A 19,651-nucleotide genomic window follows, 5' to 3' on the forward strand; every position below is an offset into this window, starting at 1 on the left:
AGCGTATACTCAGATACTGGCCGCCCTCATCCCGAGTGGCGGCTTTCTTGATGACGGTCCCGCATTTGGACCGCGATTGGGGGAATGATGGGTAACACGCTAGTGGCAACGTATTTCCGCAGTTCCGTTATCTATGCACTTCTGGGAATGGCGCTGGGTCTGCATATGGCGGCCACGCACGATCATGGGCAGATGCCGACCCACGCCCATCTGATGCTGTTCGGTTGGGTCGGAATGACGATCTACGCCGTTTTCTATCGCCTGTATCCTGATGCCGCTTCCGGCGTGTTGCCTCGGATCCATGCGGTCCTGGCCCATGCCGCGCTGATCGGTCTGGTCGTTGGTCTGTTCATAGTCTATGGCGGCGATCCGGAAGGCGGCGATCCGATTGCGGCCATCTCGTCGATCATTCTGGTACTGAACATGGTTCTGTTCGCGTTTATCGTTTGGAAGGGAACGCGCTGACGTCTGATGCGTTAAAGAAATGCAGCCGCGGGCCGGGCACGGTTGCGCCGAGCCCGGCAGCGGACCAGTATTTACTGGGTTAGCCAGAGACACAGCCAAACCGGAAAGGAAACCAAGCCATGGCCGCAGCCAGTTCCTCGCTTCATGCGCCGCGCGAACGACTGACCAAGGAAACGCTCAATCTCCACCACGCGATCGTGTCGATCATGGAGGAGTTGGAGGCAGTGGATTGGTACCGCCAACGCGCCGACGATTGCGACGATCCGGAGCTGAAGGAAATCCTGCTCCACAACATGCGCGAAGAAATGGAACATGCGGCCATGGTCCTGGAGTGGATGCGCCGTAACAGTGAGGATTTCGACGGTTATCTGCGCGAGTTTCTGTTCAAGGACGGGGACATCGCCGATCACTGACGCCTTGTTTCGGCGCCGATTCCGGTCGGCGCCGGACGGTACCGGCCGTTCTACCCGCAACGGGTTCTAATCGGTGCCCCGCGGACTATCTTATCCACCGGTGGGGGCGTATTCTGTCGCGCTGAAGCGACGCGCGGCGTGGGACATGCCATGTATCGGCTCCTGAAATCGGTTCTGCTCGCCGGAGTTCTGTCCGGCGGGGCCTGGGCGGCTGCCGCGTCGGACGTGAAGTCCGCGTCCTTAACCGTGTGTCTGGAACAATGGTATCCCTATTACAGCGTGGATGAGGACGGAGTCGCACGCGGTGCAGCCGTCGACGCTCTGTCTCTTGCCCTGGCCGAGCTGGGACATTCGGCGGATTTTCAGATCCTGCCCTATGCGCGTTGTCTGCTGTCCGTTCGATTGGGACGGGTCGATGCGGTTCTGACCGTCTCACCGGGCGAGGATGGATTGACCTATGTCGACGTCCCGTTGGCCTATTGGAAGATCGCGGCAGTGGTGCATGTCGACGACCCGCTGGACCGGTTCGAGTCGCTGGATCAGTTCGCGGCCTATACGCCGATCTATTTCGTCAGCTACACCTATCCGGAAATCTTGCGGCCCCTGATCGAGAAACCAGGCGCTGTCGGCATCTCCTCGCAGGAGGATGTCATGCAGCCGCTGCGTATCCTGCAATCGCGCCGGCGTCACGTGTCGTTCGAAGACATGCTGTGGGCCAAGCAGGTCGCCCGCGAGGAAGGGCTGGACGTCAAGGTGTTGGAGCCGGCGATCCTGACAGAGCCGAACTATCTCGCCTTCTCGCCGGAACTTAAGGGCGTTGCCGAGTCGGTCGAGGATGTATTGCGCCAGATGCAGGCGGACGGAAGGCTGGCAGAAATCTTCGCGCGCTACCTGGCGGAGGATGTCCAGCCCGCCGGCGTAAAGGGCGGCGAAGGGTCCTGAGGCTAAACGATCGGCGCCGTCAGATCGCGTTCATAGAAGACCAGATCGACCGGTGCGCCGTCGTAATAGGGCGCGCGCGTTTCGAATCCCAGTTGCTTGTAGATTGCCTGGGCTTCGCGCATCTGGTCGATGACCGTATCCAACCGCAAGGCGGTATAGCCGCGCGACTGAGCGTAAAGCATGACCGTTGTCGCCAGGCGCGATCCCAGCTTATGCCCCCGGAAGCCGGGGCGGACGAACAGCCGCTTCATTTCGGCCGCACCATCCTCATGCGGGCGCATTGCGACACATCCGGCCAGGGCACCGTCGACCCGGGCCAGCCACAGATTGCCGTCCGGTCGCGCATACTTCCCCGGCAGATTCTGCAATTCGCCATCGAAACCCTGGAAACAGAGCGAGAATCCCAGGCTTTCGGCATATTCGACGAACAGGGTTTTGACGAAGGCGATATCGTCACCGGTTTCCGACGCCTCTTCTATCCGGGCGGCGGGTTCAGACATTGATTGCCCCCTCCAGATAAAACCGCGCCGCGCCGGCCATCAGGACACGATCACCGGCAAGGTCGCAGAAAAGGTCGCCGCCGCGTGCCGAAACCTGACGGCAATGCAGGCTGGTCTTGCCCAGGCGTTCCGCCCAATAGGGCACGATGGTGCAGTGAGCCGATCCGGTGACCGGATCCTCGTTGATGCCGGCATGGGGGGCGAAATACCGGGACACGGCGTCGGTTTCGCTGCCCGGCGCGGTGACGATCAAGCCGTCCCCATCCAGCCCGGCGATAAAGTCGAAATGCGGCCGGACAGCCAGAACTTCCGCCTCGTCGGCCAGGACCGCCATGGATTTCTTCGCCCGCAGAAAGCCGACCGGCTCAATTCCACCCAAGGCCAGGGCCAAGCCGTCCGGGACACGAGTCGGCGTCGCCGGACGCGCCGGGAAGTCCAACTGATAGCGGCCATCCAGATGGCGCACGCTCAGAATGCCCGATTGCGACTGGAACCGGATCAGGTCGCCGCCGAAGGAGAGCCGGTCGAACAACACGGCCGCGGTCGCCAGGGTCGCATGGCCGCACAGGTCGACTTCGATGGCAGGCGTGAACCAGCGCAGGTGAAAGTCGGCATCGCGCGCGCCTGGAATCGGGATGAAGAACGCCGTTTCCGCCAGATTGTTCTCCATGGCGATCTGCTGCAGGACCGCATCCGGAAGCCAGGTTTCCAAAGGCACGACGGCCGCCGGATTGCCCGTGAAGGGCGCTTCGGCAAAGGCGTCGACCTGATAGATCGGCAGGCGGGTCGTCATGCGGCGAGGCTTCCTTTCCGGGTCGCGGCTTCATGCGCAGTCTGCAACGCCACGATGGTTTGGTCGAGGTCCTCGTCACGGGTCTGCCAGTTCGAAAACGCCGCACGGATACCGCCCTTGCCGCCATAGGCGCCGGGCGTCATGAAGGCCGTCCCGCCGGCATTGAGCTCCGCCAGCAGCAGCTTGTTCCAGGCATCGGCGTTCTCCACGCCGTCCGGCGGCAGGCCCCGGAAGCACACGACGTTCAAGGTGGTCGGCGACAAAAGTTCGAAATGCGGGCTGTCCCGAAGGAACGCCGCCAGTCTTGCGGCCTGGCCTACATTGGCGCGCACCGTCTCGCGCACGCCGTCGGCCCCATAGGCGCAGAGCGTCATCCAGACGGGCAGGGCGCGAAACCGCTGCGACCCTTCCAGAACCCGGTTGATGTAGTGCGGCAGGCCGTCGCTTTCGACATCCAGATAGGCCGGAAGGCCACCGGCCGCGCGTTCGATCAGATCCACCCGGCGTGTGAAGTAGAAACCGCTGTCATAAGGCACATTCAGCCATTTATGGCCGTCGACCGTGATCGAATCCGCCATTTCGATGCCGGATGTCCGGCCGGCAAGTTCGGGGACCGTGCGCGCGAACAGGCCGAACGCACCGTCGACATGCAGCCATGCCCCATAGCGGCGACAGATCGAGCCGATCGACACCAGGTCGTCGAAGGCGGTGGTCGTGACCGTCCCGGCGCTGGCGCAGACGATCTTCTGTTGATCCGAAGGCGCAGCAGCCAGCGCCGCCTCCAGCGCGTTCGGGTCCATTTCTTCGGTATCGCCGATCCGCGCGATGGCGTGGATCGAGTCTTCGCCCAGGCCACTGAATCGGGCGACCTTCACGAAACTGGCATGCGGGCAGGCGCTGTAGATCGCGATCGGCGGGCCGCCGGCCAATCCTTTGCGGGCAATGTCATAGCCTGCCTGTTCCCCCGCCCATTCGCGGGCGGCCAGAAGGCAGGCGAAATTGGCGCCGGTCGCACCGGTCGTGAACGCCCCGTCATAGGACGTTTGCGGCAGGTTGAACAATTGCTTCAGCCAGTTCAGGGCCTGGACCGTAATGGCGACGGCAACGGAATCGCCGGGAGAGGCGACATTCTGGTCGACGGCGCCGGCCAGCCAGTCCCCGGCGATGGAGGCCGGGGTCGCTCCGCCGGTGACAAAGCCGAAATAGCGCGAGCCGACGCTGCCCGACAAGTCGCCGCCGAACTGATCAAGAAACTCCCGCAAAGCGGCCTTTCCGCCGATGCCATGCCCCGGCAGATCGGTGCTGGGACCGCCTGTCCGTTTGCGTGCGGCGACAGGGCGTTCCGGAAGTGCGCCGTGAAAGGTTTCAGTGGCTGAAACCACATCCTGCAGCAAATCGGAAAGGTTCTGATAGTCGTCACGCATCGACATCGTCTGACTCCATCAATACATCCGCGTAGATCTTGCGATCGATATTGCCGCCGGTCAGGATCACGCCGACCTTGCGGCCGCGCTTTTCCGCGCGCTCCCGCCAAAGGCCGGCCAGCGGCACTGCGCCGGCCCCTTCGGCGACGTTATGGGTGTCGCGGTAATACCACCGCATCGCCGCACGGATTTCCGGGTCGGTGACGCGCAGGATACGGGCCGCGCCTTGCAGGATTATGTCGACCGCGGCGGGGACGGGGACCCGGCAGGCAACGCCGTCGGCCATGGTATCGGCGGTGTTGGTGGAGACCGGCTCCCCGGCATCGAAGCTCAGTGCATAGGCAGGGGCGGTGTCCGCCACGACACCCACCACTTCGGTCTTCAAGCCCAGGGCGTCGCGCGCTGAAATGACGCCGCAGATCCCGGATCCGAGACCGATCGGGACATAGACGGTTTCAAGATCGGGCTGAGCCCGGAAAAACTCCATCGCATAGGTGCCGACGCCGCAGGCCAGCAGTTCGTGAAAGCTGGGCAGCATGTCCAAACCTTCGCCGTCTGCCAGTGCGGCGGCATGTTCGGCGGCGGCCTGGAAATCATGGCCGTGGACGATCAGTCTTCCGCCCTGGGCCTGCATCGCGGCGTTCTTCTCGGCGCTGTTGCCCTCGGGCACGACAATGGTGCAGGACATGCCATAGCGGCGGCTGGCCGTGGCGATGGACTGGCCGTGATTGCCCCGCGTCGCGGTGATTACGCCGCGTGTCGCTCCGGACTTGGCGCGGTCTGCCATGAAGACCAGCCCGCCGCGCAGTTTGAATGCGCCGACCGGCGTATGGTTCTCGTGTTTTACCCAGACCTCGCAGCCCATCCGCGCGTTCAGCAGCGGCCAGGAATACTGCGGGGTGCCCGGAAAGACCGAATGGACGGTATCCAGGGCGGTTTCCAATTGGGATTTCGTGATGGCCGTCATGATTGCTCCCCCCTGCGTTGGTCCCGAATTGGTCCGGTCCGGATGCGCGGTTTCCAGGAACATCGTAACGGAAATCGGGCGGCCCGCCGTCCGCGCTATTAGACGGGCCACCCGATACCGTTTCCAACTGTCCAATCCCAAACGGTCAAACCGAAGCGGGATCGGGGACGAGGCTACCCTTGCGGGCCGCCCCTAGAACAGCCGGAACGTTTTGTCCGCGGCGCGTTTCGCCTCGCGCCGGGTGATGCCGATATCACGCAACTGGCGATCGTCCATCGTCCGCAACCGGCATCGCATTTCGTATCGTCGCTGGTAGTCCACCAGGACATTCCAGATCAGGTGAAAGGCGTTGACCGTCATCCGGCCAATTGTTTTACGGAATCCGGCACGTAACTGCCCGGAGCGGTCCGATCCCTTCGAGAACCCGATCGATCCGGGCGAAAGATGAATTGTACCCATACAAATTCTCCTATCTGCCCAGATGAGACATGATTGTCTCGGTTCAATGAATAAAGTCTTCCAATTGTCGGGGTCAATTGCTATATTGTCACCATGACAATTCATGCTGACATTTGGGCTCCGGACCTGAACCGGTTCGAAGGTCCGAAGTACCGGGCCATCGCCGATGCGGTTTCCGCGGATATTCGCGACGGTGTTTTGAAGCCGGGGGACCGGCTGCCGCCGCAGAGGGAACTCGCCTGGCAACTGAAGGTGACGGTCGGCACTGTTACCCGCGCCTATCAGGAGGCCGAGCGCCGGGGACTGGTTGGTGGCGAGGTCGGCCGCGGCACCTTCGTTCGGCCGATGCGCGATCACAGTCTGGGATCCAAGAGCACCAGCATGCCGACCGACTGGTACAGTCTGGACGCGCCGGACGAGGAGGACGATCCCGACGCGCCGATCAGTATGCAGTTCAACTTTCCGCCGGGCGATGTCGGAACCGAAGACCTACGCCGGGCGATGATGACACTCAGCCAGGATCCGCGCCTGGGGCAATTGTTGTGGTATCAGGCGCCCACCGGTAACCCGCTTCACCTTCAGGCGGCAGAGACCTGGATGGGCAAGCGTGGCCTTTCCGCACCACCGGATACGGTGGTGATTTCATCCGGTGCACATAACGGCATTCTCGCGACCCTGGCTGCGATTTGCCGCAGCGGCGGGCGTGTCGCGACCGAACGGCTGGTTTATCCCGGACTGCGCGCGATTGCGCGGCTATTGGGATTGGAACTGGTCCCTATCGATATCGATGGCGAAGGGATCATGCCCGATGCCCTGCGCCAAGTATTGGCGACAGGCGGGATCGACGCCGTCTATACCGTCCCGACGCTGCAGAACCCGACCAATGTCACCCAGTCCGAAGAAAGACGCGACGCGCTGGCCGCAATTTTCCGAGAGTTCGACGTGCCCGTCGTCGAAGACGACCTGTTTGGCTTGCTGCCGGAGGACGCCCCCACGCCACTGACCGCGCGTCTGCCGGATATCGGCTATTACGTGACTTCCCTGTCGAAAAGCGTCGCGCCGGGGCTTCGGGTCGGCTTCATTCGCGGCCCGGCGCGCAGCCGTGACCAGATCGCTGCCGGGGTGCGCGGAAGTACCTGGATGGCGTCGCCGCTGACGACCGAGATTGCCAGCCGCTGGATCCTGGATGGGACGGGCGAGCGCATTTTGATGGAACGCCGACGGATTGACGAGACGCGGCGGGAGAAGGCGCAAATGATCCTGGAGGGGCTGGATTTCGACATGCCGCCCGGGTCCTTGCATGCCTGGCTGCATCTGCCAGACCCTTGGCATGCCAGCCAGTTCGTCAATCATGCGCGGGAGGAAGGTGTGATCCTGTCCGCCGCACATGCCTTCTCCATCGGTCGCGAACGACCGCCTTTCGCCGTGCGGGTCTGTCTTGGGCCGCCGCGGACGGAGGAACGGATGGAGCAAGGCTTGCACAGTTTGCGCCACATCCTCGACAAACACGATCCGATGCAGGATCAGGCCGCGATGTGACCCGAAAATGGGCCGGTCTGCGAATAGACCTTGTTTCCAGGTGCCGCGCCCCACACCTTTAGCGCCATGACAGACAATCAAACCACAAAGCAGCCCCCGCGACCCACCGACGGGGTTCTCTCCAAAGTGCCTGGATTCGGCGGCGGACCTGTTGTGGGTGTCATTCGTCTGGCCGGCGTGATCGGGCAGGGCGGACTTGGCCGCCGCGGCCTGACACTGGATACGTTGGCCCCGGCCATTGATCGTGCCTTCGCGTTCCGCAATCTGGCCGCCGTGGCGCTGGAAATCAACTCGCCCGGTGGATCACCGGTGCAAAGCGATCTGATCGCGCGGCGTATCCGGTCACTTGCGGATGAAAAGGACGTACCGGTGATCGCGTTCTGTGAAGACGCGGCGGCGTCCGGCGGCTATTGGCTGGCCTGTGCCGCGGATGAGATCTACGCCATGCCCGGATCGATCGTGGGGTCGATCGGGGTGGTGTCCGCCGGGTTCGGCTTCGTCGAAGCGATCGCCAAGCTGGGCGTCGAGCGCCGGGTGCATACGGCGGGCGAATCGAAAGCGATCCTGGACCCGTTCCGACCTGAGAAGGAAGAGGATCTGCGGACGCTGAAGCGTATTCAGGAGGATCTGCACGATCAGTTCATCGGTTGGATCAAATCCCGCCGGAAAGATCGCCTGACGCAGGAGACGGATCTGTTCACCGGCGCGTTCTGGACCGGACGGGAGGCGCAGTCATTGGGCTTGGTCGACGGTCTGGGCGACCGGCGGTCCGTGCTGCGCGAGCGGTTCGGCAAAAAGGTCAAAATCCGCCCGACGGTGAAACCGAAATCGAAGTTTCAGCGCCTGTTGGGGATGGAAGCCTTGGCGGATGCCGTCATTGACCGTGCGGAGGAGCAAACCCTGCGTCAGCGCATCGGACTGTAAGGCCAGCGCCCTTGACCGCGTCAACGGCGCTGCTTAGACAAGTCTTATGTTTCTGAAAATCGCGCTTCTTGTGGCGGTCGTCGCCATCGTCTGGTTCGGCTTCCGCTATCTGGAACGCCGCGACCGGGTCAGTTCCGGCAAGCGCGGCACCGGCGAGCGAACCCTGGGCGAGCGCCTGCGCAAATCGATGCGGGCGAAGGATGCCGATCAGCCGCGTGGCGGCGATGTCGAGGACACGGAACGTTGCCCGACCTGTCAGGCCTTCGTTTCGGTCGAGGGCATATCCGACTGCGGAAAACCGAACTGTCCCTATTGAGGAAAGACGACCGCCATGCCGACCGCCGCCATCGATACGCCGCTGGGCCGGATCGGATTGACGGAGCGGGATGGTGCCATCGTCTCCGTCCATTGGGACAGCCGGGCGGGCGACCCTGAAACGCCCCTGCTGACGGAAGCGCTGGCGCAGCTGGCGGCCTATTTCGACGGCGATCTGACGGCGTTCGATCTGCCGCTGAACCCTGCAGGATCGGACTTCCAGAAGCAGGTCTATGATTTGATGCTGGCCATTCCCTATGGCCACACGCGCAGCTATGGCGATCTGGCGAAAGACCTGGGTGTCGCGCCGCAGCCGATCGGTCAGGCCTGCGGGTCGAACCCGATCCCGATCATTATCCCCTGCCACCGCGTGCTGGCGGCGGGCGGCGGTCTGGGCGGGTTCTCGGCGAAGGGCGGGGTCGAAACGAAAGTCGCGCTGCTGCGCAGAGAGAAAGCGGCCGGCCTACTGCTGTAGACCGGCCGCCGGTAACGCGTGCCAATGTTCGGCTGACCCTTATTCCAGGCCTTCCCAGCCGCCGGCATCCGGATCTTCGTTGATCGGTTCCATGATCGGCTGTTCCAGCGGCTTGCGGCCCGCCTTGATGGCCTTGTCGATTTCGATGGCCAGTTCTTCCTGAGAACACAGGCCCAGTTCGACCGGCGAACGCGGACGGATGTTGGCGGAATTCCAGTGGGTCCGTTCCTTCACCGCCAGGACGGTCGGTTTGGTCGTACCGATCAGCCGGTTGATCTGGGCGTCGGCCAGTTCCGGGTGATGCTTGGCCAGCCAAGCGATCCCATCCGGCTTGTCCGCGCGCTTGGACACCGGCGTATAGCGCGGACCCTTGTGGCGGATGACCGGCTGCGGGATGTCGCTGACCGACAATTTCAGGCTGGAGTCCGGGTCGGCTTCGCAGCGTTTGATCTCCTCGGCGCTCAACTGGCCGCTTTGAACCGGATCGATCCCGTGCATGCCGGGCGCAACTTCACCATCGGCGATCGCCTGGACTTCCAATTCGTGCAGGCCGCAGAAATCGCCGATCTGCTCGAAGGTCAGGCCGGTATTATCGATCAGCCAAACGGCGGTCGCTTTCGGCATCAACAGCTTTGCCATAGTCAGGTGCGCTCCATGGTCTGGTCCGGCGGGATCCGCCAGTTCCTAGGGTGCCCGGCCGAGATTTGGCCGGTGGCGGGATATCCACGCGTTTCGGGAAAATCGACGCGCTTATAACAATCGTGTCGGGTCGACGCAAAGAAAAACGGCGGATTCTAGCCCGCCGCGCAGATCGGCAGGATCAGCACGATCCGCAGCCCTTTACCGTCCTCAGGCCGTTCCAGCGTCATGGTCCCGCCGTGCAATTCCACGATGGCCTTGGCAATCGGCAGTCCCAGCCCGACGCCGTCGGACGCGGCGAGATGGGAGTTTTCGACGGAGCGGCGGAATGGCTGCAGCACGCGCTCGAACCGGTCCGGCGGAATGCCGATGCCATCGTCCTCAACGACAATGCGAACGCGGCGGCCTGGCGCGTCGGTCACGCTCACGCTAAGCCGCGTCGCGCCGTGCGCGTAACGGGCGGCATTCTGGACCAGGTTGCCGATGGCCTGGCGCAGTTTCGTTGCGTCGGCCTCGACAGGCAAAGCGTCTGGCAAGTCCAAGGCCAGCGCTAGGCCGGCCGACTGGCATGCGGCACGGTGGGGCCGGACCGCCTCGCCGATGATGTCGGTCAGGTCTTCCCTTTCGGCCTTCAAGGTCATCCGCCCCGTCTCGACCGCCGTCAGATCCAACAGGTTCGACAGGATGTCCAACAGGGTGTGGCCACTGGTCAGGATATTTTCGATATATTCCGCATAATGCGGGTCGCCGACAGGACCGAAAATCTCGTTCCGCATCATATCGCCGTATCCCAGGACGGAGTTCAACGGGGTGCGCAGCTCGTGGCTCATGTTTGCCAGGAACATGGATTTTGCCTGGGATGCCTCCGTCGCCGTTTCCAGGGCGGAGATCAGGTCGCGCTCCATGCCTTTCTGAACCGTGACGTCCTCGACGGCGAACACCCATTTTCCGGACGATTTCGGCGGCAGGGGAACCGCGATCATACGGTAGACGGTTGTCTCGTCGCGTCCGTGGAGGGTGGCGGCGGAAAGTTCCCCCTCCCAACTCGTTTGGTTCTCCAGTGCTGCGGAAAGCGTTGCATGCGTACTGCCGTTGGCGGCCGCGCAGCCGTCCAGCCGGCCGATCAGATTGGCGTCGAACTTTTCAACACCATCGCCGTGCAGGCCCAGAATTGCGGCGGCAACGGCGTTCACATAGCGGATCGGGCCGTCCGGGGTGAAAACACCGATGCCAATCGGCATCCGGTCGACGGCGCGCATGACCTCCGCGAGTTTTTCATTCAGCGCCTGAAGGGCTTCTTCGCGTTCGACCACGGCATCGGCCATCACGGTCAGGGCACGCTCTGTCGTCTGCAATTCCAGGAATCCGGACGGTTCGTAGACAAATGGCTGGCCGGTATTGCGGATCATTTCTTCCGCGCCGGCCTGAATCCGGGCCAAACGGGTCTGCACCGTTCGCCACAAGGCAAGGCCGCCCAACATGCCCGCTGCCATCAGGATCATGGTCAGCCAGAATGTGGCGACCTGTACGTCGCCGAACCAGTTCAAGAAATCCGTTGTCGGCGCGTAGGCCCCGACCACCCATTCGCCGTTTTCCCAACTCAGAACGTTCAAAGCCGCGACATATTCGGTTCCGTTATGGTCGAAGGTCACCGCTGCCTCGACCCCGGTCTCCCCGATATTAGCCAACCGGAAGGCCTCTGCAGCGACGGAATCGGCCATTTGGGATATGGCTGGCAAATTGCCGGGTTCGCCGGACAATTCCAGTGGGAAAGCGATCAGGCGTCCGGATCGATCAGCAATGAAGGCCTTGCCATTGTCGCTGATTTCCAGGCCCTGAACGAATTGCGAGAGGCGTTGGAAGCTGAGGTCCAGGCCGACCACCCCCAGCACTTCCCCTGTGCGGGGATTGTGGACGCGGCTGGATACCGTGATGCCCGGTTGCCCGGAGGTGTAAAAGACGTAGGGTTCGCTCCAATGCGCACGATTGTGTTCCATGGCGGCGGAATACCACGGCCGGGTTCGGCCATCGAAGACCGGGCCATCGTCTGGAATGCTACGTTTCGTGCGGAAATCCACGCCACGTGCGTAGAGCTTCTGAGTTCGTCCGGCATCTTCAACGGAAACGCGACGGATGAAGACCTCTCCATCGGCGATCTGCGGTGCTTCGCGCGTGACGAACACAAAGGAACCGTCGGTACCGGCGAAATAGATGCCGGTGAAACGCGGCGACGCGAGGAGAGCATCAAAAAAGTAACGTTCGATTCGATCTGAGTCGGCGAAGTCTAGAATTTCGGACTGCGACAGACCTAGCGTCAGATCGGCTACCGTTTCCACCTTGCCGAGGAACAGGGACAATTCCTGCTCCACCGCGGTGAGAGCCCAATGCATGCTGGATCGGGCATGTTGTTCTGCGGATTGGGTCGCATAGAAGTGGAAAGCCAATAGAAACGCCGCGGCCGTCACGACTTCGATAAACGCCACACCGGCCAGAATGACATGCTTCAGCGCAACGGTTGTAAAACGCATTTCATTCCCTGATCAACCGGGCTTGGCCGGGTTCGCCCAATGTTGAGACTAACAATGAGTCGCGACGCCGCATAGTGGCAAGTTGATTGAAATTCCCTTTGAGCGTTCATGCAACGAAAAAGGCCCGGTCACATGGACCGGGCCTTCTCGAAACGATTCCGCCCAAGAGGCGGAACCACGGTGCCGATTAGGCGGCGACCGGCTTCATCATCTTTTCGACGACGACGTTGAACTGCGCCTGGATCGGCTCAACGGTTTCGTTGGCGACCTTCAGGGACATTTCGGAAACCTTCGTGCCTTCGGCGACGAACGCGTCGAACTGCGTGCGGGCCAGGTCCGACTGGATTTCGACGACGTCATTGATCGTCTTGGCGGACATCAGGGCCTTGGCGGCGTTGACGTTGGTTTCGGCCTGCGACTGGGCGAAGGCGAAAACGGTCTTGCCCAGGTCTTCGAAGCCTTTGGCGAACACGTTGCCGGCCTTCACATAGGCGTCGACGGCGTCTTTGTTCAGGGCAGCGAACTCGTCGTAGCTCTTCATCGCGGCGGTGGAGGCCTTTTCGACCTGTTCCTTCGTCGCGGCAACAGCCTGTTCGACGGTCTGCTTACCGGCGGCGACGGCTTCTTCGATCGGCTTCGTGTCGATGGTCGGGGTTTTCTTCGCGGTGGTCATTTTCAATTCTCCTAGTGTCACTGGGGTCCGGGCGCGAGTGCGGTGTCGGACCGTGTCCAAACTGAAGGGCCGGACCGCCCGGCGCCTTCCTTGTCGGTGCCACATCCCAGTTGGTTATGCTGCACCGCAACAATTTCATGACACGGTATATGTTGCACCTTGCTTTTCGGGTCAAGTGATATTTTTGTGCACTGCAACATTTTCCGAATGAAGGTCGTTAATTCATTTTTAATTTCAGCGCGTTATAGACTGTCGTCCGGGAACAAGCCGTACCTTGGCCAATGCTTCCGGGGATGGCCCCTCATGGTTTCGCGGCGCGGTCTTTCCGATGGACCAGCGGGCGTGAGTCCGAGTAAATTCACGGATTGCTAAGGTGGCGGTTGGGAGCGCGTGTGAATGACATATTGTCTTGCGATCAAGGTTGAAGATGGGTTGGTCTGCCTTGCAGACGGGCGCATTACGGCGGGAACACAGGTGACGACGGCCCGCAAGGTCGAGTTCGTCGGACCTGCCTCGGCGCCGGTTCTGACCATGACCTCCGGTCTGCGGTCGCTTCGAGACAAGACGCTGGCTTACCTGAAACGCGACCTGCGGCGCGGCGATGCCAAGGGCTATCCGTCGATGCTGGACGCGGTTGAAGCCTATTGCGGCGCGCTGCGCCGGGTGTTCAACGAGGACGCGGAAGATCTCGAGCGGTCCAAGCTGAAGTTCAATTTGCATGCGATCGTCGCCGGCAAGATGCCGGAGGACGACGAACCGACCGCCTATATGGTTTATCCGGAAGGCAACTGGATCGAGGTGGACAGCCGCACGCCCTACCTGTCGATCGGCGAGACCAGCTACGGCAAACCGATCCTGGACCGTGCGTTGAACTCCAAGACGGATTTGGCGACTGCCGCGAACCTTGCCTATCTGTCGTTCGATTCCACGCGGATCAGTGCGGCCGATGTCGGCTTCCCGATTGATCTGATCACCTTCTCCCAGGCCGACGGGAAGTGGCGCGAAGCGCAGTATGACTATGACGACGTCATGGTGCAGCGCCGCTGGTGGAATGAGAATCTGACCCAATTGGCGATGCAAATGCCGGAGGCGCCGTGGAAGACGGCGCTGGTCCCGGGGACGGCCGCGACATCGACCCAGATGTCGACCTTGTCGCTGGTGCGCGAGGACGACCGCAAATAGGCGTCAGTTGACCAGAATGACGCCGCGCGGGACGACCTGCATATTGTAAAGTTCGCGCCCGTCGGACGGCATGTTGTCGCCGGTGCGGCCCATGAACCGGTCGAAGGTGCGGCGTTCGCCGTCCGTCGGCGGCGGCACCACATCGATGCCGCTGTTTTCCGCCGCGAACAGCACCGCCGGGAAGGCGAGGGCGTCGAACTCTGCGTCGGGATATTCCCAAACCTGGAACGAGAAGGCGCCGTCCCGGCACCCGGCGACCAGCCAGGCATAGGAATGCGATGCGATCTTGCGGCCGATGGGCGGCGGTTGTGTCGACCATCCGGCGTTCAGCAAGCCGTCGCGGATCGCGGACATGTCCTCTTCGGATACGGTCGTTACCGTGTCGTAAGGACGGAAGGGGCGGGACGGATCTTCCAGGACGGGCAGCGGGAACCATTCGCTGGCGGCCACCTGCATCACGCGGGTGCGCAGCTGCGGCTTGGGCGGCATGTCGGCATCGATATCGTAGATCCGAACCTGGATTTCCCTGTCGGCAAGATAGGTCAGGCGATAGCGCTCGCGGCCGCTTGCCTCGCATTCGGCGGCGATATCGTCGCCGCTCAGGAAGGAGAACCAGGTCGCCCGGCGTTGCACCGGATTGTCGATTTCGCCATTCGACGTACAGCCGGCGACGAGGCCGGTCAGAACGGTGGCGAGGGCGAGGCTAAGGGCTTGTCGGCGCATCGATTGGAATCCGTTCCGCTGTTGGTGACGGTCGTTCTGATATGGCTGTCTTGGGAAGAGGCGGCAAACGGTTTTTTCACCCTGCCAATTTTTGTAATGGACATAGGGTGTTACTTGAAGTATTAAAGATTCGCGTTCAAATGGGGGACGGTTTTATTCGCCCCTTAGGACTTAGGAAGAAATCCGAAAGACTAAGGTGACGTCGTGAAAGTCATAACCGCGTTTTTCCTTTCCATGGCGATGCTGATCGCCGTCGCGCCGCACGAAGCGGCCGCCCGCTACGCGTCGATGGTAATCGATGCGGATACCGGCCGCGTCCTGCATGCCGTGAACGAGGACACGCGGAACTATCCCGCTTCGCTTACCAAGATCATGACGCTCTATATGGCGTTCGACGCCCTGGAAGCGGGCAAGATCAGCCTGGACACGAAACTGAAGGTTTCGAGGCGCGCGTCCGGCATGGCCCCGTCCAAACTGAACCTGCGCACCGGCGACACGATCACGGTGAAGGACGCCATCCTGGCACTGGTCACCAAGTCCGCGAATGACGTCGCGGTCGTCATCGCCGAAGGTCTCGGCGGCACGGAAATCGAGTTTGCCCGCATGATGACGGAACGCGCGCGCCAATTGGGCATGAGCCGCACGACCTTCCGCAACGCCAGCGGTCTGCCGAACCGCCGGCAATTGTCGACGGCGCGCGATATGGCCCTGCTGGGCCTTCGTATCCGCGAAGACCATCCGGACTTCTACGACTATTTCGCGACGACCCATTTCAAGTACGGCAATCGGACCTACAAGAACCACAATACGCTGCTGTCTTCTTATGAGGGCACGGACGGGATCAAGACCGGCTATACCAATGCCAGCGGCTTCAACCTCGTGGCGTCGGTGGAACGCGGAGGGTATCGGCTGATCGGCGTGGTGTTCGGCGGCAAGACCGGCGCGTCCCGCGACAAGCATATGAAGACCCTGCTGGACCGCGGCTTTGCGAAGCTGTTCGAAAACGATCTGCGTCAGAACGAACTGGTCGCGATGAACAACGCACCGGCCGGCCAGACGGCCGCCCCGGCGGAAGAGGAACTGCCGCAGGGCGACGCCGCTGCCGATATCGACCTGACGGAGCTTCAGGCGACGAAATGGACCATTCAGGTCGGTGCGTTCAGCCGCGCCGAACCCGCCCGGACCGTTGCTCAGCAAGCCGTGACACGACTGGGCGCGCTGGGCGAAAGTCGGGTCGTCGTCGTCGACAGCGCCGGAAAGCTGCATCGCTCCCGCGTCGCCGGTTTCGATAAGTCGGGAGCCTTCGCGGCCTGCCGGACGCTCAAGTCGCAAAAGATGGACTGTATCGTCTTCGCGCCGCGCAGCTGACCTTTGTCTGCGTAAGTGGCCCCATGGGGCCATTCTTTCTGGACCTTTTTCGATCCGCCGGCGCTTGGTATCCGGGCCGCATTCGCGCATTTGATCCGAAGGTCTTTCCGTGACACAGCATCATAACGAATTCGGCCAACCGGTCGGCTTTCCCGTCTCCAATTTTCGTCCCGCAGAACTGCCGCCGCGGACGCCGATGTCCGGCCGCGTCTGCCGGGTCGAACCGATCGATCCTGACCGGCATGCGGCGGATTTGTTCGCCGCCAACCGTGCGGCGCCGGACGGGCGGTACTGGACCTATCTGCCCTATGGGCCGTTTGAGACCCTGGAGGACTATCGCGTCTGGATGGACAAGGCCTGTCTTGGCGACGATCCGCTGTTCCACGCCATCATCGACCAGGCGACCGGGAAAGCGGTCGGCGTTGCAAGCTATCTGCGCATCGATCCCAAGGTCGCCTCCATCGAGGTCGGCCATATCAACTATGCCCCGCCGATGCAGCGCAGCCTGATCGCCACGGAATGCATGTATCTGATGATGGCGCGGGTTTTCGACGAATTGGGATACCGGCGCTATGAATGGAAATGCAACGCCGCGAATGAAGCATCGAAACGGGCCGCCGTCCGGCTCGGCTTCACCTATGAAGGGACCTTCCGGCAGATGAGCGTGGTTAAGGGGCGCAATCGGGACACGGCCTGGTTTTCCATCCTGGACCGGGAGTGGCCGGCCGTGAAACAGGCATTTCAGGCCTGGCTGTCGCCCGACAATTTTGCGGCTGATGGCAATCAGAAGCAGCGCCTGTCCGATCTGACCGCCGCGGCCTTACGCGCCTAGAGCGGTATGGGTTCAGATGGAATGACCTGAGATCGGTATGGCGGGTTGTGGGTTAGGAGCGTCGGCGCAGGCGATGCGGGGCATCGTCCAGCCGTCGCGACGACACCGACGGCTCGCCATGCCGACCTTCGGCGCCGTCTTCGGCTCCCTGGACCGCGTCGCGGCACGCGTCCGATGCCCCGCATCGCCACGCGCGCCGCTCCTAACCAGGAAGCCGAAGACGGCGTCTCAGGCGGTTCCATCTGAACACATACCGCTCTAGCCGAACTTCGGCGGCAGGGCCGTCTGCATCGGCGCGCCCGGATTGGGCAGGAAGTCGATCAGGATGTTGACCCGCGGGCGTGGGCTCTTGTTGCGCACGCTGTGCTGTTTGCGGTTGTTGAAGTCATAGGCGAAGCCGGGCTGCATCTTGAACTTCTTGCCGTCGACCTTGTATTCGGCTCCGGGCGGGGCGATCAGTGGGATATGCAGACGATGGGCGGCGGCCGCATGGGCCTGACCGTCGACATGGGGCGCGATCTTGCCGTTTGGAACCATCTCGACAATGGCGACCCGCGTGGCGATGCCGCGCGGGGCGTTCAGATAGGATGTGGCCTGCTCGACCAGCGGGCCGATGACGTCCCGGAACCGGGCCCATTGCGGGAAGACGTTCACATGGCCCTGGTCGGTCTCCGCCTCGATTTCCGGCAGCAGGTCATCCGTTGGCACATTTTCCTGACGGCACCATGCCTCCACCAATTCCCGCATCGTACGCATGCCCCAGGGCTTCTGATAGGGCAGCCAATTGTACTTCAGCATGATGGCGCGGGTCGTGTCGCGATGCGGTGATGCGGCCATCAATTCCTGACGGATGCGGTTGGTGTTCCAATCCTGATCGGTCAGGGAACGCAATAGCGCGAGGGCCGGTTCAATTTCGACCGGCCCCAAGCGGCGATACGGTACGCCGATATCCATGGCAAAACCTCTTGGCCGGGGATCAACCCTCGGCATTCTCCGCCGGATCCGCCTCGGGCTCGGCGGGCATGTTCTTCTGGATCAGGTCCAGAATTTTAACCGCCAGTTCGTAAGGCATTTCCATCTGGATGTTGACCTTGAGGGAATGGGGCAGGGTTGCGCTGCCGTTGAATTCCAGGATCTTGTCGGACATGGCTTTGCTCGATCGTCTGTGTTTCAGGAGTGTTTCAGGTTAACTCAGGCCGGATTCGTCGAGGCGTCATGCCTTCTTTTCGGCGTCGCCCTTGGTCGCGGCGTCCTTGGCCGGGGCCGGTTTCTTCACCTTCGCGGCTTCGGCCTTTGCAGCCTTGCGGGCTGCGGCTTCCGCCTTCCGGCGTTCCGCCTCCTCCCGCCGGCGCGCGGCTTCCTCTTCCTTCTGCTTCCGGTCCTTGTAATCGTGGACCGTCGCCAGGATCTGCATCGCCTGCTCGTGCGGCAATTCCAGGTCGAGCCGGACCCGGATACTGCCGGTCGGTGTTTCCGTGCCGATCAGTTCGATCACTTCATCGCTCATCGGTGCCCTCGGCCTCCCCTTGCTTTCATTTCGTCATTTCAGTCTAGGCGGAAATGCCCAGTCCCGCCAGCACAACCCTTTATTGTGTGTTTTCATGACGTTAACCTTGATTCGAAACAGAAATAAATAGCGCGTGGCGATTCGAGTAATCCAGACAGGTGCTCACAAGGCGATTCAAGTAACGAAATTTGAAAAAAACATAGAGCATGGAAACTCTTGCAATACTAACCGACTTTCATTTACCTTGTCTTGCGAATCACCCTGGCATGGTGCGAATCGGTTTGCGTCGCGCGCTTACCAGGATGCGAGTTGAGGCCTGCAGTCGACACTGGGCCGCCCGTGCCTGACCGGTTAAGATCGGGGGTGCCGTGGGGGCGGACCGATGAAGGGGGACATCGATGTCCGATAGTATACAGCATAAAATCGGCCGGGTCCGCCCGCCGCGTGTCCAGATCACCTATGACGTGGAGATCGGCAACGCGATCCAGATGAAGGAACTGCCCTTCGTCATGGGCATCATCGCGGATCTGTCCGGGAAGCCGGAAGAGCCGCTGCCGAAGATGAAGGACCGGAAGTTCGTCGAGATCGATCGCGACAATTTCGGCGACATTCTGGCCGCGACCAAGCCGCGCCTCGCCTTCCAGATCGATAACAAGATGGCGGACGAGGACAGCGAAGACGGCGGCAAGATGAATGTCGAGCTGAAGTTTCGGTCGCTGGAAGACTTCGAGCCTGTCCAAATCGTCAAGCAGATCGAGCCGCTGCGCAAACTCTATGAGGCGCGCCGCCGGTTGGAGGATCTGAAGACCAAGCTGGACGGCAATGACGATCTGGACGCGCTGCTGCGCAAGATGGTCGAAGACGGCGATACCCAGGCCGAGGTCAAAAAGCTCCTGGAGGAATCCAAGGGCGGCGAGGAATAATCCGGTTTAGGACCGGTGGACGGGATCCGGTTCTGGCGACGGGATCCCGATAAAGGGGAA

The 19,651-nt window shown here is 61.8% G+C and carries 23 protein-coding genes; 11 read left to right on the forward strand and 12 right to left on the reverse strand.

Annotated elements, in window-relative coordinates; all coding sequences use genetic code 11:
• The first annotated feature begins 102 nt into the window (after window positions 1-102).
• The 3 genes from ACO06O_RS06165 (at window position 103) to ACO06O_RS06175 (ending at window position 1,820) form a co-directional block, all read left to right on the forward strand.
• A complete protein-coding gene (locus ACO06O_RS06165; RefSeq protein ID WP_421877394.1) occupies window positions 103-465 on the forward strand; it encodes a hypothetical protein in 363 nt (120 codons plus the stop codon).
• 119 nt (window positions 466-584) lie between these two features.
• Complete coding sequence (locus tag ACO06O_RS06170; RefSeq protein ID WP_420417274.1) at window positions 585-878, forward strand: ferritin; 294 nt, start codon at window positions 585-587, stop codon at window positions 876-878.
• Window positions 879-1,028: 150 nt separating this feature from the next.
• Complete coding sequence (locus ACO06O_RS06175; protein ID WP_421877397.1) at window positions 1,029-1,820, forward strand: substrate-binding periplasmic protein; 792 nt, start codon at window positions 1,029-1,031, stop codon at window positions 1,818-1,820.
• Between the two features lie 2 nt (window positions 1,821-1,822).
• Here the strand turns inward: ACO06O_RS06175 and ACO06O_RS06180 are convergent, their stop codons facing one another.
• The 5 genes from ACO06O_RS06180 to ACO06O_RS06200 all read right to left on the reverse strand — a co-directional run bounded on the left by ACO06O_RS06180 (window position 1,823) and on the right by ACO06O_RS06200 (window position 5,963).
• A complete protein-coding gene (locus ACO06O_RS06180) occupies window positions 1,823-2,320 on the reverse strand; it encodes a GNAT family N-acetyltransferase (protein ID WP_421877400.1) in 498 nt (165 codons plus the stop codon).
• Window positions 2,313-3,113 carry a PhzF family phenazine biosynthesis protein gene (locus tag ACO06O_RS06185; RefSeq protein ID WP_421877402.1) on the reverse strand — a complete coding sequence of 267 codons (801 nt, stop codon included), beginning with the start codon at window positions 3,111-3,113 and terminating at the stop codon, window positions 2,313-2,315. Before ACO06O_RS06185 ends, ACO06O_RS06180 begins: the two co-directional genes overlap by 8 nt.
• Window positions 3,110-4,543, reverse strand: coding sequence for a pyridoxal phosphate-dependent decarboxylase family protein (locus ACO06O_RS06190; protein ID WP_421877404.1), 1,434 nt, complete (start codon window positions 4,541-4,543; stop codon window positions 3,110-3,112). The genes ACO06O_RS06185 and ACO06O_RS06190 overlap by 4 nt, the downstream gene beginning before the upstream one ends.
• Complete coding sequence (locus ACO06O_RS06195; RefSeq protein WP_421877406.1) at window positions 4,530-5,504, reverse strand: threonine dehydratase; 975 nt, start codon at window positions 5,502-5,504, stop codon at window positions 4,530-4,532. The genes ACO06O_RS06190 and ACO06O_RS06195 overlap by 14 nt, the downstream gene beginning before the upstream one ends.
• Before the next feature lie 192 nt (window positions 5,505-5,696).
• Window positions 5,697-5,963, reverse strand: a complete 267-nt coding sequence (locus ACO06O_RS06200) for a DUF1127 domain-containing protein (RefSeq protein WP_421877408.1) — start codon at window positions 5,961-5,963, stop codon at window positions 5,697-5,699.
• A gap of 93 nt (window positions 5,964-6,056) precedes the next feature.
• Here ACO06O_RS06200 and ACO06O_RS06205 point away from each other — a divergent pair, with 93 nt between their 5' ends.
• The 4 genes from ACO06O_RS06205 to ACO06O_RS06220 all read left to right on the forward strand — a co-directional run bounded on the left by ACO06O_RS06205 (window position 6,057) and on the right by ACO06O_RS06220 (window position 9,216).
• On the forward strand, window positions 6,057-7,502 hold the full coding sequence (locus ACO06O_RS06205; protein ID WP_421877411.1) for a PLP-dependent aminotransferase family protein: 1,446 nt from the start codon (window positions 6,057-6,059) through the stop codon (window positions 7,500-7,502).
• A 153-nt stretch (window positions 7,503-7,655) separates the two neighbouring features.
• On the forward strand, window positions 7,656-8,426 hold the full coding sequence (locus ACO06O_RS06210) for a S49 family peptidase (protein WP_421877414.1): 771 nt from the start codon (window positions 7,656-7,658) through the stop codon (window positions 8,424-8,426).
• A gap of 46 nt (window positions 8,427-8,472) precedes the next feature.
• Complete coding sequence (locus ACO06O_RS06215) at window positions 8,473-8,742, forward strand: hypothetical protein (RefSeq protein ID WP_421877416.1); 270 nt, start codon at window positions 8,473-8,475, stop codon at window positions 8,740-8,742.
• Between the two features lie 15 nt (window positions 8,743-8,757).
• Window positions 8,758-9,216: a methylated-DNA--[protein]-cysteine S-methyltransferase gene (locus ACO06O_RS06220; protein WP_421877418.1), complete on the forward strand. Its 459-nt coding sequence runs from the start codon at window positions 8,758-8,760 to the stop codon at window positions 9,214-9,216.
• Between the two features lie 39 nt (window positions 9,217-9,255).
• On the opposite strand, the gene ACO06O_RS06225 is transcribed toward ACO06O_RS06220, so the two are convergent.
• From ACO06O_RS06225 to ACO06O_RS06235, 3 genes are all read right to left on the reverse strand, one after another.
• Window positions 9,256-9,855 (reverse strand): DUF1013 domain-containing protein, encoded by a 600-nt coding sequence (locus tag ACO06O_RS06225; protein ID WP_421877421.1) that lies wholly within the window; start codon window positions 9,853-9,855, stop codon window positions 9,256-9,258.
• A gap of 155 nt (window positions 9,856-10,010) precedes the next feature.
• A complete protein-coding gene (locus ACO06O_RS06230) occupies window positions 10,011-12,383 on the reverse strand; it encodes an ATP-binding protein (RefSeq protein ID WP_421877423.1) in 2,373 nt (790 codons plus the stop codon).
• 187 nt (window positions 12,384-12,570) lie between these two features.
• Window positions 12,571-13,056 (reverse strand): phasin family protein, encoded by a 486-nt coding sequence (locus ACO06O_RS06235; RefSeq protein ID WP_421877426.1) that lies wholly within the window; start codon window positions 13,054-13,056, stop codon window positions 12,571-12,573.
• 396 nt (window positions 13,057-13,452) lie between these two features.
• Between ACO06O_RS06235 and ACO06O_RS06240 the strand changes: the two genes are divergently transcribed.
• Window positions 13,453-14,238: a peptidase gene (locus ACO06O_RS06240; protein WP_421877428.1), complete on the forward strand. Its 786-nt coding sequence runs from the start codon at window positions 13,453-13,455 to the stop codon at window positions 14,236-14,238.
• A gap of 3 nt (window positions 14,239-14,241) precedes the next feature.
• Here the strand turns inward: ACO06O_RS06240 and ACO06O_RS06245 are convergent, their stop codons facing one another.
• Window positions 14,242-14,961: a hypothetical protein gene (locus ACO06O_RS06245; RefSeq protein ID WP_421877430.1), complete on the reverse strand. Its 720-nt coding sequence runs from the start codon at window positions 14,959-14,961 to the stop codon at window positions 14,242-14,244.
• A 204-nt stretch (window positions 14,962-15,165) separates the two neighbouring features.
• Here ACO06O_RS06245 and ACO06O_RS06250 point away from each other — a divergent pair, with 204 nt between their 5' ends.
• The gene (locus tag ACO06O_RS06250; protein ID WP_421877433.1) at window positions 15,166-16,329 is read left to right on the forward strand and encodes a serine hydrolase; all 1,164 of its coding nucleotides are present in this window, start codon (window positions 15,166-15,168) and stop codon (window positions 16,327-16,329) included.
• Window positions 16,330-16,438: 109 nt separating this feature from the next.
• On the forward strand, window positions 16,439-17,161 hold the full coding sequence (locus tag ACO06O_RS06255) for a GNAT family N-acetyltransferase (protein ID WP_421877436.1): 723 nt from the start codon (window positions 16,439-16,441) through the stop codon (window positions 17,159-17,161).
• A gap of 258 nt (window positions 17,162-17,419) precedes the next feature.
• Here the strand turns inward: ACO06O_RS06255 and ACO06O_RS06260 are convergent, their stop codons facing one another.
• From ACO06O_RS06260 to ACO06O_RS06270, 3 genes are all read right to left on the reverse strand, one after another.
• Window positions 17,420-18,115, reverse strand: coding sequence for an aspartyl/asparaginyl beta-hydroxylase domain-containing protein (locus ACO06O_RS06260; RefSeq protein WP_421877438.1), 696 nt, complete (start codon window positions 18,113-18,115; stop codon window positions 17,420-17,422).
• 22 nt (window positions 18,116-18,137) lie between these two features.
• Window positions 18,138-18,308, reverse strand: coding sequence for a hypothetical protein (locus tag ACO06O_RS06265; RefSeq protein ID WP_421877440.1), 171 nt, complete (start codon window positions 18,306-18,308; stop codon window positions 18,138-18,140).
• A gap of 66 nt (window positions 18,309-18,374) precedes the next feature.
• Window positions 18,375-18,668 carry a hypothetical protein gene (locus tag ACO06O_RS06270; RefSeq protein ID WP_421877442.1) on the reverse strand — a complete coding sequence of 98 codons (294 nt, stop codon included), beginning with the start codon at window positions 18,666-18,668 and terminating at the stop codon, window positions 18,375-18,377.
• 398 nt (window positions 18,669-19,066) lie between these two features.
• Here ACO06O_RS06270 and tssB point away from each other — a divergent pair, with 398 nt between their 5' ends.
• Entirely contained in the window at window positions 19,067-19,591 is a 525-nt protein-coding gene (tssB, locus tag ACO06O_RS06275) for a type VI secretion system contractile sheath small subunit (RefSeq protein WP_421877444.1), read from the forward strand.
• The last annotated feature ends 60 nt before the right edge of the window (window positions 19,592-19,651 follow it).

It is taken from the genome of Pacificispira sp., from assembly GCF_965228185.1.
In the GTDB taxonomy this organism is placed as follows: domain Bacteria; phylum Pseudomonadota; class Alphaproteobacteria; order UBA8366; family Aestuariispiraceae; genus Pacificispira.